Consider the following 12,937-nt stretch of genomic DNA (forward strand, 5'->3'; position numbering starts at 1 on the left):
ATCCATCCCGTCCCCGTCGGCCCCGTCGACGTCGCCCGCGCGTACCTGGAGTGGTGGGCCGGTCTGCCCGCCCCCGCCGCGGCCGCCGCCGCCCCCGCCCCCGACGCAGCGCCCGCCGCTGCCGAGTGTCCAAGACACGCCGTTGCGACGCACCCGGATACGGCGTGTCCTGGACACTCGACGCCGGGCGATGCCCGGTGCGTCGTCGGGAACCGCTGGGACCTCGTCGCGGGACGCGAGCCCGAACCGCCGCGGGTGAGCGTCATCGTCACGCACTACGCGCAGCCCGCGGAACTCGCGCGCACCCTGGCCGCTCTCGCGCGCCAGGACCACCCCGCCGACCGCCTCGAGATCGTGGTCGCCGACGACGGGTCGCCGGAGGCGCCGGTCGTGCCGGACGGCGTCACCCTCGTGCGGCAGGAGGATCGCGGATTCCGCGCCGCCGCCGCCCGCAACCTGGGCGTCGCGGCCAGCACGGGCGACGTCCTGTGCTTCCTGGATGCCGACACGACCCCCGAACCCGGATACATCCGGGCACTCACGCGCCTCCCCGCGCTGCTGCCCGAGGCCGTGACCGCCGGGCGACGTCGGCACGCCGACTTCGCGGGCCTCGGTTCCGAGGTCCCGGTCGCCCAGGCGGGCCCCGCGCGCGAGCTCCCCGAACCCGCCTGGCTGCGCGAGGAGTACGCGCGCACCGAGAATCTGCTGCGCGCCGACGACCGCGCCTACCGGTTCGTGATCGGCGCGGTCCTGTCCTGCTCCCGCGCGTTCTTCGACGAGGTCGGCGGCTTCGACGAGACGTTCCGCGCCTACGGCGGCGAGGACTGGGAGTGGGTGCACCGCGCGTGGCAGGCCGGAGCCGTGCTCGCGCACGTGCCCGACGCCGTCGCCTGGCACGACGGTCCGGACTGGTCCGGCCGCGACCTCGACCGCGCGCGCGAGGGCAACCGGCAGACGCTGCGGCTCGCCGCAGACATCCCCGTCACCGGATCCGCCGGCCGCGGGCTCCTCCCCGCCACGCCCGACCTCGTCGTGCACCTCGCCGGCGCGCATCCCGAAGCCGCCGTGTTCGTGTGCGTGGATGCCGTGCTCGCGGCGTTCCCGCGGGCGACGGTGGTGCTCGATGAGCCCCCGTCCGCCGCGGCGCTCGCCGCTGACCCGCGCTTGCGGTCCGGGGCCGTGCCCGACGCCCGCGTGGTCTGGCATCTGGACCGTCCGATCCTGATCGAGGAAGCGGAGCCCCTGGCCGCGCGGCTCGCCGCCCTCGGCCAGGGCGAGGAGGGTCGGCTGCACGTGCGCGCCGCCGACGGAACGCCCCTCGGTACCGCCGTCGCCCGCCGCGCCCGCCGTCGCGCCGAGCGGTGGGGCGCCGAGGTCGGGTTCACGACCGGCGAGCTCGTGGCATCCGGGATCCACGTCCTCCGCGACGAACCGCACCTCGAAGCATGGGTGGGCGGCTGGGGCGGTCTCGAGCGCTTCGTCTGACGCGGACGTCGCGCCCTCCGGCGCCCGCCCCTGTCCCGCATAAACGCTTCGGCTCGGCGTAAACGCACGGAGGCGGCGTTTATGCCGAGCGCGAGCGTTTACGGACTTCGGGGCAGGTCGCCACAGGGTGAGCGGGCTGCCCGACCGGTGCCTGGGAGAATCGAGGCATGACCGCCACGCTCGTCGCCCAGGGACTCGCGGGAGGCTACGGCCACCGCACGCTGTTCGAGGGCGTCGACCTCACCGTCGCGCCGGGGGACGTCATCGGCGTCGTCGGGGCCAACGGCGCGGGCAAGTCGACGCTCCTCCGGCTGCTGGCGGGCGTCGACGAACCGCTCGCGGGCACGATCGCCCTCGCCCCGGCCGACGCCTTCGTCGGCTGGCTGCCGCAGGAGCACGAGCGCCTCGCCGGCGAGACCGTCGCGGAGTACATCGCGCGCCGCACGGGCTGCGCCGAGGCGACGAGGGAGATGGATGCCACGGCCGCCGCGCTCGGCGACCCCACGGTCGCGGGAGCCGACGACGCCTACGCGACGGCCCTCGAGCGCTGGCTCGCCAGCGGTGCGGCCGACCTCGACGAGCGGATGCCGGTGGTGCTCGCCGACCTCGGCCTGGAGGTGGGCCCCGATGCGCTGATGACCGGGCTGTCCGGCGGGCAAGCGGCGCGCGTGGGACTCGCGGCGCTGCTGCTGTCGCGCTTCGACATCGCGCTGCTCGACGAGCCCACGAACGACCTCGACCTCGACGGCCTCGAGCGTCTCGAGACGTTCGTGACAGGCCTCCGCGGCGGGGTCGTGCTCGTGAGCCACGACCGCGAGTTCCTCGCGCGGTCGGTCACCCGCGTGCTCGAACTCGACCTCGCGCAGAATTCGCACCGCGTCTACGGCGGCGGGTACGACGCGTACCTCGAGGAGCGCGCGACGCTGAGCCGCCAGGCCCGCGAGAAGTACGAGGAGTTCGCCGAGACCAAGGCCGACCTCGTCGCGCGCGCGCGGACGCAGCGCGAGTGGTCGAGCCAGGGCGTCCGCAACGCGATGAAGAAGGCGCCCGACAACGACAAGATCCGCCGCAAGGCCTCGATGGAGTCGAGTGAGAAGCAGGCGCAGAAGGTGCGGCAGATGGAGAGCCGCATCGCGCGGCTCGACGAGGTCGAGGAGCCGCGCAAGGAGTGGAAGCTCGAGTTCACGATCGGCGCCGCGCCGCGGTCGAGTTCCGTCGTCTCGACGCTCTCCGGCGCCGTGTTCCGGCAGGGCGACTTCACGCTCGGACCGGTGTCCCTCCAGGTCAACGCCGGGGAGCGCATCGGCATCACCGGCCCGAACGGTGCCGGGAAGACGACGTTGCTGCGTGGCATCCTGGGCCGACAGACGCCCGACGAGGGCTCGGCATCCCTCGGGTCCAGCGTCGCGATCGGCGAGATCGACCAGGCCCGATCGCAGCTGGTGGGGGAGCGGCCGCTGGCCGAGACGTTCGAGGCGCTCGTGCCCGAGATGACCTCGGCCGACGTCCGCACGTTGCTGGCGAAGTTCGGCCTGAAGGCCGACCACGTGACGCGCCCCGTCGACGGACTGTCGCCGGGCGAGCGCACCCGCGCCGGACTCGCGCTGCTGCAGGCCCGCGGCGTCAATGTTCTCGTGCTCGACGAGCCGACCAACCACCTCGACCTCCCCGCGATCGAGCAGCTCGAGCAGGCCCTCGAGTCGTACACCGGCACGCTGCTGCTCGTCACGCACGACCGCCGGATGCTGGATGCCGTCCGGACCGACCGTCACTGGCGCGTCGAGGCCGGGCGGGTGACGGAGCGGTAGCGCGTCCGGCGCTGAGCCACGTGCCTGGCATCCGCCATAAACGCTCAACCTCGCCGGAAACGCTCTGTTGCGGCGTTTCTCCCGAGCCCGAGCGTTTATGGGGAGGCACCCCCCCCGCGTCGGAAGCGGTCAGCGCCCCTGACGCTTCTTGTACGGCTTGGGCTGCCCCTTGACGATCGGCGCGCGGCCCTTGCCCTTGGATGCCTTGGCCTTCCCGCCCTGCGCCTTCGGCGCCGCGGTCGCCTGCGGCGGGGCATCGGCGATCCGCGCGTGCGCTTCGTCGAGCAGCAGCACGCCCGCCGGAGTGAGGCGGGTCGGGGGCGTGCGCGACACGAGCGGCTGCCCGACCTCCTCCTCGAGTTTGTCGATCGTGGTGTACAGCGACGCGAGCGGGATGCCGAGCTTCTCGGCCGCGCGCGGAAAGTGCAGCTCCTCGGCGAGGGCGGCGAACCGGACGAGGTGCACGAGCTTCATGGCATCCATTCTCCCGTGTCGGCCCGGTCGCGTCCGCCGGGTCGGCAGTCCAGCGCGCACGATCCGGCCGAGCGCCCACCTCCGGGTCGCCCCGATCGTGAGCGTTCGACCCGATCGTGGGCGCTCGACCCCGCGCCCCGGCCGAGGGGCCGTCACCCCGCCGCGAGGAACCGGTCCGCCGTGCGCAACGACAGCGCCATGATCGTCAAAGCCGGGTTCGCGGCCAGGGCCGAGGGGAAGACGCTGTTGTCGCAGATCCACAGGTTCGGGATCTCGTGCGAGCGGCCGTCGCCGTCCACCACGCCGTCCGCGGGGTCCGCCGACATCCGGGCGGTGCCGATCGTGTGCGCCGAGCGAGCGAGCACCATCGTCTCGCGAGCGCCCGCCGCCTCCATCACCCGCAGCAGGAACGCGGTCGCATGCCGGTCGAGAGCCTTCTCGTTCGGCCCCGCGGTGAAGGTCACCCGGGCGCGAGGGATGCCGAACTCGTCGGTCTCGTCGGAGAGTTCGAGCCGGTTGTCGTCCGACGGCAGGCAATCGCCGTTGATGCCGATGCCCGCCATGTGCTGCGCCTGATCGAGGCGCTGCATGAGCTCGCGACCCCACAGGCCCCCGCCGCGGGTGAGCGTCGTGGCGAAGGTGAGCGGCATCACGCCGAGGCTCTGCACGAGGTAGCCGCCGGCGAAGTCGGCGTCGTCCGGCCGCATCATGTCCTCGGTGATCAGCGACGACGGGTACCCGCGGTGCCCGCGCACCGGCTCGTCGAAGCGTCCCCACACCTGCGTCGCGCCGTGCGCGAGGAAGTTGCGGCCCACCTGCCCGGAACCGTTCGCGACACCCGTGTGCAGCAGCAGGCGCGGCGTCTCCACGCCGCCCGCGGCGAGTACCAGCGACCGACACCGCTGCCGCACGTCGACGCCGTCCTGCCGGTACACGACCGCGGCGACGTGTCCGCGCGCGTCGAGCTCGATGTCGTGGACCATCGCGCCGGTGCGGATCTCGGCCCCGTGGGCCACCGCGACCGGGAGGTAGGTGTTGGCGGTGGTGGCCTTGGCATCCACTCGGCATCCCTGGTGGCAGGCGCCGCAGTTGATGCACGCGCGGCGTTCGCCGTGATGGTCCTGCAGCCGGGCGCGGGTCAGCACCGCGGCCGGAGCGTCGGCGTACCGGATGCCGAGCGCCTCGCATCCGCGCGCGACGAGGTTCGCCGGCGCATTGCGCGCCGCCGGGCCGTAGGCGTAGGAACGGTCGGGGTCCCACGGGTAGGGCGTCTGGCCCGAGACGCCGATGTCGCCCTCGACCCGCGCGACGTACGTCAGCAGCTCGGCGGGGTCGAGCGGCCAGTCCCGGCCCTCCCCGGTCTCGGTGCGCAGCCGGAGGTCGCGGGCGTCCGGACGCGGCGTGAACGCGCCCCAGTGCAGGGTCGAGCCGCCGACGCCGCGGCCGCTGTTGTTGGGGCCGAAGGCGGTGGCATCCGTCCCCCCGCTGAGGCGCTCGGACATCCAGTTGATCTCGACGGCCTCGGTCTCGTCCGGCGTGAGGTCGTCGAGCGCGAAGTTCCGCCCGGCTTCCAGAGCCACGACCGACAGCCCGCGCCGCGCGAGCTCGGCGGTCAACGGAGCACCGCCCGCGCCCGTGCCGACCACGACGACGTCGACGATGTCGTCGGTCCCGTGCGTGCGCATCCCGTCGAGGTTCATGCGGCGTCTCCCGTCGCGATCGTGCCGCCGACGTCGGCGGGCTCCCAGTCCTCGCGCCGCCCGAGGGTCAGCTCGACGTACCCGCGGATCGGCGCGCGGCCGCCCGTGGCGAAGCCGTCGAATCCCGTGCGCGCCATGCTCGCGGGGTGCGCGAGCCACTGCCGCACCAGGTCGACGCGGGCGTCCTCGAGCCAGGCCGCGAGCAGGTCGGCATCCAGGGGTCCGTCCGCCGGACCGTGACCCTCGATCGCGGAAGCGAGCACCGTCTCGCGCTCGGCGGGGTCGGTCGGCCACGCGGGCGCGAGCGCGTCGAGCCCCGCGCGGTACGCCTCGGGGTCGGGCGGCAGGCCGTCGCGGCGCCATCCGTCGCCCTCGCCGCGGGCGAGCTGCGCGTCGATGCGCGCGGCGATGTCGATCGCGGGTCCGTCCTGCGGCACGACGAGATCGGCGATCTCCCGCAGCAGCGTGAGCTGCGCCAAGTCGAGCACGCGCGGCGCGTACCCGCGGTCGTCGGGCACCGCCCGGCGGTTCAGGATGCCGCGCACCCGGTCGTCCACGCGGTCGCCGGCGATGAGCCGCGCCCAGTCCTCGGGCACGACGGGGCCCGCGAGCACCTCGTCCGCCGTGAACGCGGCGATGAGGTCGGCGGCCTCGGCCGGACGCTCGAGCGGGATCATGTGCCCGGTGTCGGCGAGCGTGTGGAAGCGGGCGCGCGGGTAGACGTCGACCAGCAGCCCGGGCTGCGCGGCGGCACCGAGGTCGGCGTCGTCGTCGCCCGCGAGCACCAGAACGGGGAGGTCGAGCGTCCCCACGTCGGACCGCGCGTCCACGCGGCTCCCCTCCTCGAGCCACGCGCGCCACGCCGACGGCGACGTGCGGCGGAGGTCGGTGAGCGCGAGGCTCTGCGCGCCGGGGTCGAGGGGCCGCGCGGTGTTCTGGTCGATGAAGGTCTCGGCATCCGCCTCCGAGATCGCGCCGTCGGCGACCCACGACAGCATGCGCGCGCGCCGCTCCTCGTCCATCGGTTCGGGTCGCGGCGGCGACGGCGCGAGCAGGACCAGCCCCGCGAGCCCGGTCAGCGGAGCCTCGCCGCCCAAGACCTTCGCCGCGACGAGCCCCGCGATCTTTCCGCCCATGCTGTGCCCGCCCAGGATCCAGCGACCCCGCGCCCGCTGATTCAGGATGCCGATGACGTGCGCGACCGTGGCCTCGAGCGACGTGTCCGACGCGGCCGTCTCCGAGCCGAAGCCCGGCAGGTCGATGCCCTGCACGTCCACGCGGCCCGCGAGGGCGTCGCCGAGCCGCTGGAACGACCCCGCGCTCGCCCCGAGGGCGTGCAGGAAGTACAGGGTGGGGACGTCGTTCGGGCTCGGCATGTCTTCACGCTTTCGCACCGCCGTGGCCGGAACGGGCCGCTTGCGCCCCGAGCCGTTTTGCGCAAGGCGGCGGGGGCAGGGCACAACTCCTGCACTTTCGGCTGCGTGACGTCAGGGCGGCGGCGGGATGCGGCATCCGCCGGAGTTGTGCGCGTCGGGTCGCCGACAGCGCAACTCCTGCAGATGCGGTCGCGGGACTTTCGCGGGATGGGGGACGGCGGCATCCGCCGGAGTTGTGCCAGAAAGGCGGATGCCACGCCCCGGCGTTACGGCGTGACCATGCCGCCATTCACGTTCAGGGTCTCGCCGGAGACGTAGCTGGACTCGGCCGAGGCCAGGAACACGAAGGCGGGCGCGATCTCGGCGGGCTGTCCGGCGCGCTGGTAGGTGCTCTCGTCGTCGAAGTGCTCCATCTGGTCGTCCGAGACGCCGTCGCTCACCTGGAGCGCCGACCACGTGGGCCCCGGCGCCACGACGTTGACCCGGATGCCACGGGGCGCGAGCTGCTGCGCGAGGCCCTTCGACAGGTTGTTGATCGCGGCCTTCGTCGCGGCGTAGTCGAGCCGGTCGGGGGCGGGGACGTACGCCTCGAGCGACGCGGTGTTGATGATCGTGGCGCCCTCGGGCAGGTGCGGAAGCGCGGCCTTGGTGATCCAGAACGGGGCGAACACGTTCGTGCGGAACGTCAGTTCGAACTGCTCGTCCGACAGGTCGTCGACCTTTTCGACCATGATCTGCTTCCCGGCGTTGTTCACCACGATGTCCAGGCCTCCGAGCGCCTCGACGGCCTCGGCGACGAGGGCGCGGCACGCGGCGGGGTCGGTGATGTCGGTCGCGATCGAGACGCCGGTGCGGCCGGCATCCCGGATCTGCTCGAGGACGTGGTCGGCATCGCGCTGCTCGGCCGGCAGGTGCACGATCGCGACATCGGCGCCCTCGCGCGCGAACGCGATCGCGACCGCGCCCCCGATTCCCGAGTCGCCGCCGGTGATGAGGGCCTTCCGGCCGGTGAGGCGCCCGAGGCCGCGATACGTCTTCTCGCCCAGGTCGGGGACGGGTGTCATGTCGGCCTGCACGCCCGGTTCCGGCTGGTGCTGCAGCGGCGGTTCGACGCGGGAGTAGCGCGTGACGGGGTTGTCGAAGGTGAACTGGTCGCGATCGGTGGTCATGCGCCCGACGATAGACAGGCGGCCTGGACCCCTGCGGGGCCTTGACGATTCCGGATGCCGCGTCGCAGGCGACGTGAGCTCGCGAGGCGAACATTCAGCGAGTGCGTCCGCGGATTCGGGTGAGCGCACGGACGAATCGAGCCGAATGTGGCACCGCCTGGACCGGCGCGGTCCCCAGGGCTGCGATCGAGGCACCTAGCCTCGCCCCGTGAGTCGCCCCGCATCTCCTCGGGTCGTCGCGCACATCGTCGATCGCCTCACCGGGGGCGTTCCGGTCGCCGTGCGGACATACGTCGAGAGTTCATCGTCGGCGTACACCCACACCGTGGTGGCGCCTTTCGTGGACGGTGCGCCCGCCCCGATCTGGCAGGGGCTGGACGTCCGGCACATCCGATGGGATGCCGCCTCGCCGGTCACGGCTCTGCGTGACCTGCGCCGAATCCTCGGAGCGCATCGCTTCGACGTGATCCACGCACATTCGAGCTACCCGGGTGCATACGTTCGCCTTCTGCGGGCCGGGCGGCGCACGCGTGTGGTCTACACCCCGCACTGCTACGCCTTCCTGAGGACGGATGTCTCGCCCGTGCTCCGCTCCGCCTTCCGCCTCAGCGAGCGGCTGCTCGCCGGAGGCGCGTCGATGGTCGCCGCGTGCGGTCCTGGAGAGCGCATTGAAGCGCTCGCGCTCGGCGTGCCGGGCGAGCGGACGACGGTGGTGCCGAATCTGCCGTCCATCCTCCCCGGGGAGGACCGCGCACGTCGCGGCGCAGGCGACCCATCCGTGCTGCGCGTCGGCATGCTCGGACGGTGGGCCCCGCAGAAGGACCCGGACTACTTCCTCGGCCGTGTGGAGCACCTGCGTGCCGCGCTGCCGGCGGTCACGGTGGCCGCGACCTGGATCGGTGACGGCCCGTCGTCGGCCCCGCGGGTCCGGGTCACCGGGTGGGCCGCTCGCGACGACGTCCGCGCGGAACTGGCCGAGCTGGACGTGTACTTCCACACCGCCGCGTGGGAGGGATTTCCCATCGCGATCCTGGATGCCGCGGCGATGGGCCTCCCGATCCTCGCGCGCCGCATCCCGGCCCTGCCTGACCTGCCCGACGAAGTGACGCTGGAGGGCGGCGCAGGGTCCTTGATCTCGGCCGTGCGATCGGGCGGGTTCGCGCCGTGGAGCACTCGAAACCGAGCGATGTGGGCCGACTATCTCGGTCCGCGGGATCCTATTTCCCAGCGTCGGGCCTTGGAACGGGCGTGGGGCTGACCGCTCACTCGTAGGCGAGTTCGCGGGCGATGTCGCGTGGATCGCTGTCCTGGTCGTACGGGTGGTCCGCGGTGGCGAAGCGTGCGCGCAGGCGCGTGCCGAGCCGCATCTTCCAGAGCTTCCACGGCACGCGTTCGAGTGGCGCGATGAGCGTCACCATCGGCAGGCGGGCAGCCCACTTGATCCGCACGTACCGGTGGCTCTCCGCGTATCCGCCTCCCAGCGACGTGAGGGGTTTCGCGTGGTGGACGATCTCGAGCGGCACGGCATATGACTTCCGCCCCTGCAGCCGACCCATCTGGACCAGATCGACCCCGTACAGGTGGAACCCGGGGAGTCCCAGGTCGACGAGGGACAGATCCCCCGCGCGGAGGATCAGGAGGCATTCGTCGAGACACTCCACGGGCGCGGGCGCGTCGATCTCCTCACCGACGACCTGGCCCCGATCGGTGCTCCACACCGTGCCGTGTGTCGCGTGCTCGGCATCCCTCCCGATCGCGCCCGCGACGGCCCACGTCGGATCGATCTCGGTCAGGCCAGAGAGAGCACGCGCGAGGCGTTCGAAGAAGCCCGTCGGAAAGTACACGTCCTGGTGTGCGTAGACGACGAAACCGTGGGCCCGCGAACGGAGCGCGTGCGCGATCACCTCGTTCGCGGAGCGGGCCCCGCGGACGACGTGCAGCTCGACGGCTCCCGAGACCATGTCGGGCGACGCGGCGAGGCAGCGGAGGAGGGTGCGCTCATCGTTGACGGGGGAGACGACGAGGAAGTCGGCGAGCTGTGGGTCGGGCACGGGCGCTCCTGGGACGAGGGACGGATTACGACGGGGAGGGGGCCGGGGGGTGCTCGCCGATCAGGCGGGCGAGCCGGTGGTGGAAGGTCTCGTCGGAGAACTCCTCTCGGGCCCAGATCTGCGCGGCCCGGGCGACGCGCGCGGCCCCCTCGGGATCGGCGGCCGCGGCCACGAGGCCCGCGGCGAGACCGGCCGCGTCGTCGGCCTGCCTCCAGATGAGTTCCGGACTGTCTGTGATGCCTTCGACCCCCACGCTCGTCGAGACGACAGGGACCCCCACAGCATCGCGAGAACGGTCTTGAACTTCACTCCCGCGCCCTGGCGAACCGGGATCACCGCCGCATCCGCCCGTGCGTAGAACTCGTCGAGGCTCTCCCGGTATCCGGTGATCGAGACGGACGGGTCCATCGCGGCGGCCTCGGCCATGGTGGCGGTCGGGTCCGCCCCCGCGAGGATGAGACGCGCGTGCGGGTACACGTCGCGGACGGACGGCCAGATCTCGCTGCACAGCCATTCGGCCGCCCGCGCGTTGTCGGGACGGCGGAACCATCCCACGTACAGCACGGTGAACGGCCGCGGACGTCCGTCCTCGAGTTCCGGCTCGCGGGGAGGGGCGTCGATGTCGGTCCCCGCGGCGAGGGGCGGCCGCAGCACCCGGACCTCCGCGGTGCCCGCCGCCAGGGCCGTGGCCGCGATGGCATCCTTCTCGCTGAAGACCACCGCGACGTCGACGGCCGCGATGGCGCGTCTCTCGGCGCGGCGGACCGCGAAGACCTTGAGCGAGCGGACGATCCGCGCCGCCGCACCGCCCGCGGCGGTGTCGCGCTGCCGTTGCACCTGCTGGGTCATGACGTCGTAGAGCACCACCAGGCGGCGTGCGTGCGGGGGAGCGTGGCGGGTGACCACGCGGCGGAGATCAGCGGCCTGCGTCCAGTGGAATTCCACGAGCTCCGCGCCGGCCAGAGCGACGTGTGCGCGCGAGGAGCGAGCGAGCGCCCGACGCTCCGCGGCGCTCACCCGGGCGGGGGACAGCCTCCGCCGCAACCGTTCGAACGGACCGGGATGCTCGAGCGTCGGGTCGCCGTAGAGCACGACGTCGCCGTGGTGCCCTCCGCGCTCGACGGCTCGGCGGTTCTCCTCGGTGTCGGGGGCGATGAACGTCACCTCGTGCCCCAGTTCGTGGAGCGCACGCGCGTGCCGCAGCGCGTATTCTCCTCCGGCATGGGGGATGCCGTCGAAGGGCACGGTGCGCGTGACGCTGACGATTCGCATGTTCTCCCCTGTTCCGCCCTCTCGAGGATGCGGCCTCGATGCCGCCGCCTCATCCGACGGCGACGCCCCGGGCGCGGATGAAGGAGGCCAGGACCGCCACGTCCGGACGGGCGATCACGGCGCACGCCACGGCTGCGGTCGTGATCCAGATCGCCACGAGAGCGGCGAGACGCGGAAGGGGATCCCACGCGGCTCCGACCGTCACATCGACGGTCGTCGTCGCCGCCCACGCGATCAGGAAGACGGCGACGCTGCGCCCCGCCGAGCGCGCCAGGAGGATGCCCGAGACTCCGGCGCGAGGCAGGAAGACGAAGGTCGACGCGAGCCACACCACGAGGTGGCCGACGCTGATCCCGACCGCCACCCACCCGGGCCCACTGCTCGCCCAGAGGATCGCGAGGACGATCATCGTCGTCCGGCCGATCGCCTCGGCCCCTAGCAGGAGACCGGGGCGTCCTTCGGCGACGAACGCCCAGTACCCGACGTAGCCGATGGTCTGGAAGACCGCGCCGACCGCCAGGATCGGGACGAACGCCGCGGCGGGTTCCCACTGCGCACCCAACACGACGTGGATCGCGGGGGCGGCGACCGCCGTCAGCAGGCTCACGTAGCCGAGGACCGGGTAGCACAGCAGGGTCTGGAACCGGCGGAGACGGCGCTGGACCTCGACGGTATCGCCGGCGACGGCGAGCGAGGGGATGACGATGCGGGTCAGCGGATTGGCGAGCTGATCGAGAGGCAGATTCACCAGTTGATTCGCCCGGCTGAAGAGGCCCAGTACCGACGACCCCGAGACGGCCCCTACGGCCATCGTGCCGATGTTGGCCGAGGCGTAGTTGAGCAGATGCACGGCGAAGGTGTTCCCGCCGAACGACAACAGCGAGCGGATCGGCACACCGCGTCGAGGCAGCCGTGGTGCCCAGTGCGCGCACGCGACGGACGCGGCGAGGGTGATCGCGGCCGCGACCGTCCCTTGCAGAGAGAGTCCGACGACGCCCCACCCGCTCAGCGCCAGCACCGCCGCGACCACGAGTCCGAGTGCGTCGCCGACGAACTCCACGACGGCGAGCGTCCCCCAGCGCCCTCCCCGGTTGAGTTCGACGCGGTACTGCACGCTCGCCGAGCGGAGCGCGAAAGCGGGAGCGAGCAGCGCCATGACCAGGACGAGCCGGGGGTCGCCGTAAGCGACGCTCAGTGGGAAGGCCGCGACGACGATCACGGCGGTGGCGACGACGCCGACGAGGGTGTTGATCCAGAAGAGCAGGTCGCGCTGATCGGCCGAGAGGGTCGGCGCCCGCAGCGCCGCAAGGCTCAGACCGAGATCGCCGAGGACCGCGGCGAAGCCCGACAGTGCGAGGCCGAGCGAGACGAGGCCGAAGTCGGCGGGGTCGATGAGTCGGGCCAGCAGGATGATGCCGCCGACCTGCACGGCGTACTTCCCCCACTGCGCGCCGAGCAGAGCGAGGGCGCCGCGTCGCCTGGGGGTCGTCGATCCGAGGGTGGACAAGCGCGTACTCCTCGCTCTGTAGCGTCTGGGCGATGAGCACGCTAACGACTTCCCGCGCGCGTCCGGACAGCCGCCGCGACAGACGGCGGGGGTTA

Annotated in this window: 10 protein-coding genes; 3 read left to right on the forward strand and 7 right to left on the reverse strand. The window is 72.8% G+C overall.

Annotated features, from left to right (window positions below; translation table 11 throughout):
• On the forward strand, nt 1–1,485 hold a 1,485-nt coding region (locus tag AVW09_RS14740; protein WP_331709269.1), incomplete at its 5' end, for a glycosyltransferase family 2 protein.
• 167 nt (nt 1,486–1,652) lie between these two features.
• Nucleotides 1,653–3,293, forward strand: coding sequence for an ABC-F family ATP-binding cassette domain-containing protein (locus AVW09_RS14745; protein WP_063258776.1), 1,641 nt, complete (start codon nt 1,653–1,655; stop codon nt 3,291–3,293).
• A 129-nt stretch (nt 3,294–3,422) separates the two neighbouring features.
• Here the strand turns inward: AVW09_RS14745 and AVW09_RS14750 are convergent, their stop codons facing one another.
• The 4 genes from AVW09_RS14750 to AVW09_RS14765 all read right to left on the reverse strand — a co-directional run bounded on the left by AVW09_RS14750 (nt 3,423) and on the right by AVW09_RS14765 (nt 8,012).
• Nucleotides 3,423–3,767: a helix-turn-helix domain-containing protein gene (locus tag AVW09_RS14750; RefSeq protein WP_063258777.1), complete on the reverse strand. Its 345-nt coding sequence runs from the start codon at nt 3,765–3,767 to the stop codon at nt 3,423–3,425.
• 152 nt (nt 3,768–3,919) lie between these two features.
• Nucleotides 3,920–5,467, reverse strand: a complete 1,548-nt coding sequence (locus tag AVW09_RS14755) for a GMC family oxidoreductase (protein WP_063258778.1) — start codon at nt 5,465–5,467, stop codon at nt 3,920–3,922.
• Nucleotides 5,464–6,843 carry an alpha/beta hydrolase gene (locus tag AVW09_RS14760; protein ID WP_063258779.1) on the reverse strand — a complete coding sequence of 460 codons (1,380 nt, stop codon included), beginning with the start codon at nt 6,841–6,843 and terminating at the stop codon, nt 5,464–5,466. Before AVW09_RS14760 ends, AVW09_RS14755 begins: the two co-directional genes overlap by 4 nt.
• Nucleotides 6,844–7,109: 266 nt before the next feature.
• Nucleotides 7,110–8,012 carry an SDR family oxidoreductase gene (locus AVW09_RS14765; RefSeq protein ID WP_063258780.1) on the reverse strand — a complete coding sequence of 301 codons (903 nt, stop codon included), beginning with the start codon at nt 8,010–8,012 and terminating at the stop codon, nt 7,110–7,112.
• A 208-nt stretch (nt 8,013–8,220) separates the two neighbouring features.
• Between AVW09_RS14765 and AVW09_RS14770 the strand changes: the two genes are divergently transcribed.
• Nucleotides 8,221–9,270 carry a glycosyltransferase gene (locus AVW09_RS14770; protein ID WP_063258781.1) on the forward strand — a complete coding sequence of 350 codons (1,050 nt, stop codon included), beginning with the start codon at nt 8,221–8,223 and terminating at the stop codon, nt 9,268–9,270.
• A gap of 4 nt (nt 9,271–9,274) precedes the next feature.
• Here AVW09_RS14770 and AVW09_RS14775 read toward each other — a convergent pair whose 3' ends face one another.
• The 3 genes from AVW09_RS14775 to AVW09_RS14785 are packed head-to-tail and all read right to left on the reverse strand — an operon-like array spanning nt 9,275 to nt 12,842.
• Nucleotides 9,275–10,063, reverse strand: a complete 789-nt coding sequence (locus AVW09_RS14775) for a hypothetical protein (RefSeq protein WP_063258782.1) — start codon at nt 10,061–10,063, stop codon at nt 9,275–9,277.
• 60 nt (nt 10,064–10,123) lie between these two features.
• A complete protein-coding gene (locus AVW09_RS14780) occupies nt 10,124–11,335 on the reverse strand; it encodes a glycosyltransferase (protein ID WP_063258783.1) in 1,212 nt (403 codons plus the stop codon).
• 49 nt (nt 11,336–11,384) lie between these two features.
• On the reverse strand, nt 11,385–12,842 hold the full coding sequence (locus AVW09_RS14785) for a lipopolysaccharide biosynthesis protein (RefSeq protein ID WP_063258784.1): 1,458 nt from the start codon (nt 12,840–12,842) through the stop codon (nt 11,385–11,387).
• Between the last annotated feature and the right edge of the window lie 95 nt (nt 12,843–12,937).

It is taken from the genome of Microbacterium sp. T32, assembly GCF_001619615.1.
In the GTDB taxonomy this organism is placed as follows: domain Bacteria; phylum Actinomycetota; class Actinomycetes; order Actinomycetales; family Microbacteriaceae; genus Microbacterium.

Bases quoted from the DNA above. Each gene is read 5' to 3' on its own strand.
- AVW09_RS14745 (WP_063258776.1), top strand. From the start codon at position 1,653: ATGACCGCCACGCTCGTCGCCCAGGGACTCGCGGGAGGCTACGGCCAC.
- AVW09_RS14750 (WP_063258777.1), bottom strand. From the start codon at position 3,767: ATGAAGCTCGTGCACCTCGTCCGGTTCGCCGCCCTCGCCGAGGAGCTG.
- AVW09_RS14755 (WP_063258778.1), bottom strand. From the start codon at position 5,467: ATGAACCTCGACGGGATGCGCACGCACGGGACCGACGACATCGTCGAC.
- AVW09_RS14760 (WP_063258779.1), bottom strand. From the start codon at position 6,843: ATGCCGAGCCCGAACGACGTCCCCACCCTGTACTTCCTGCACGCCCTC.
- AVW09_RS14765 (WP_063258780.1), bottom strand. From the start codon at position 8,012: ATGACCACCGATCGCGACCAGTTCACCTTCGACAACCCCGTCACGCGC.
- AVW09_RS14780 (WP_063258783.1), bottom strand. From the start codon at position 11,335: ATGCGAATCGTCAGCGTCACGCGCACCGTGCCCTTCGACGGCATCCCC.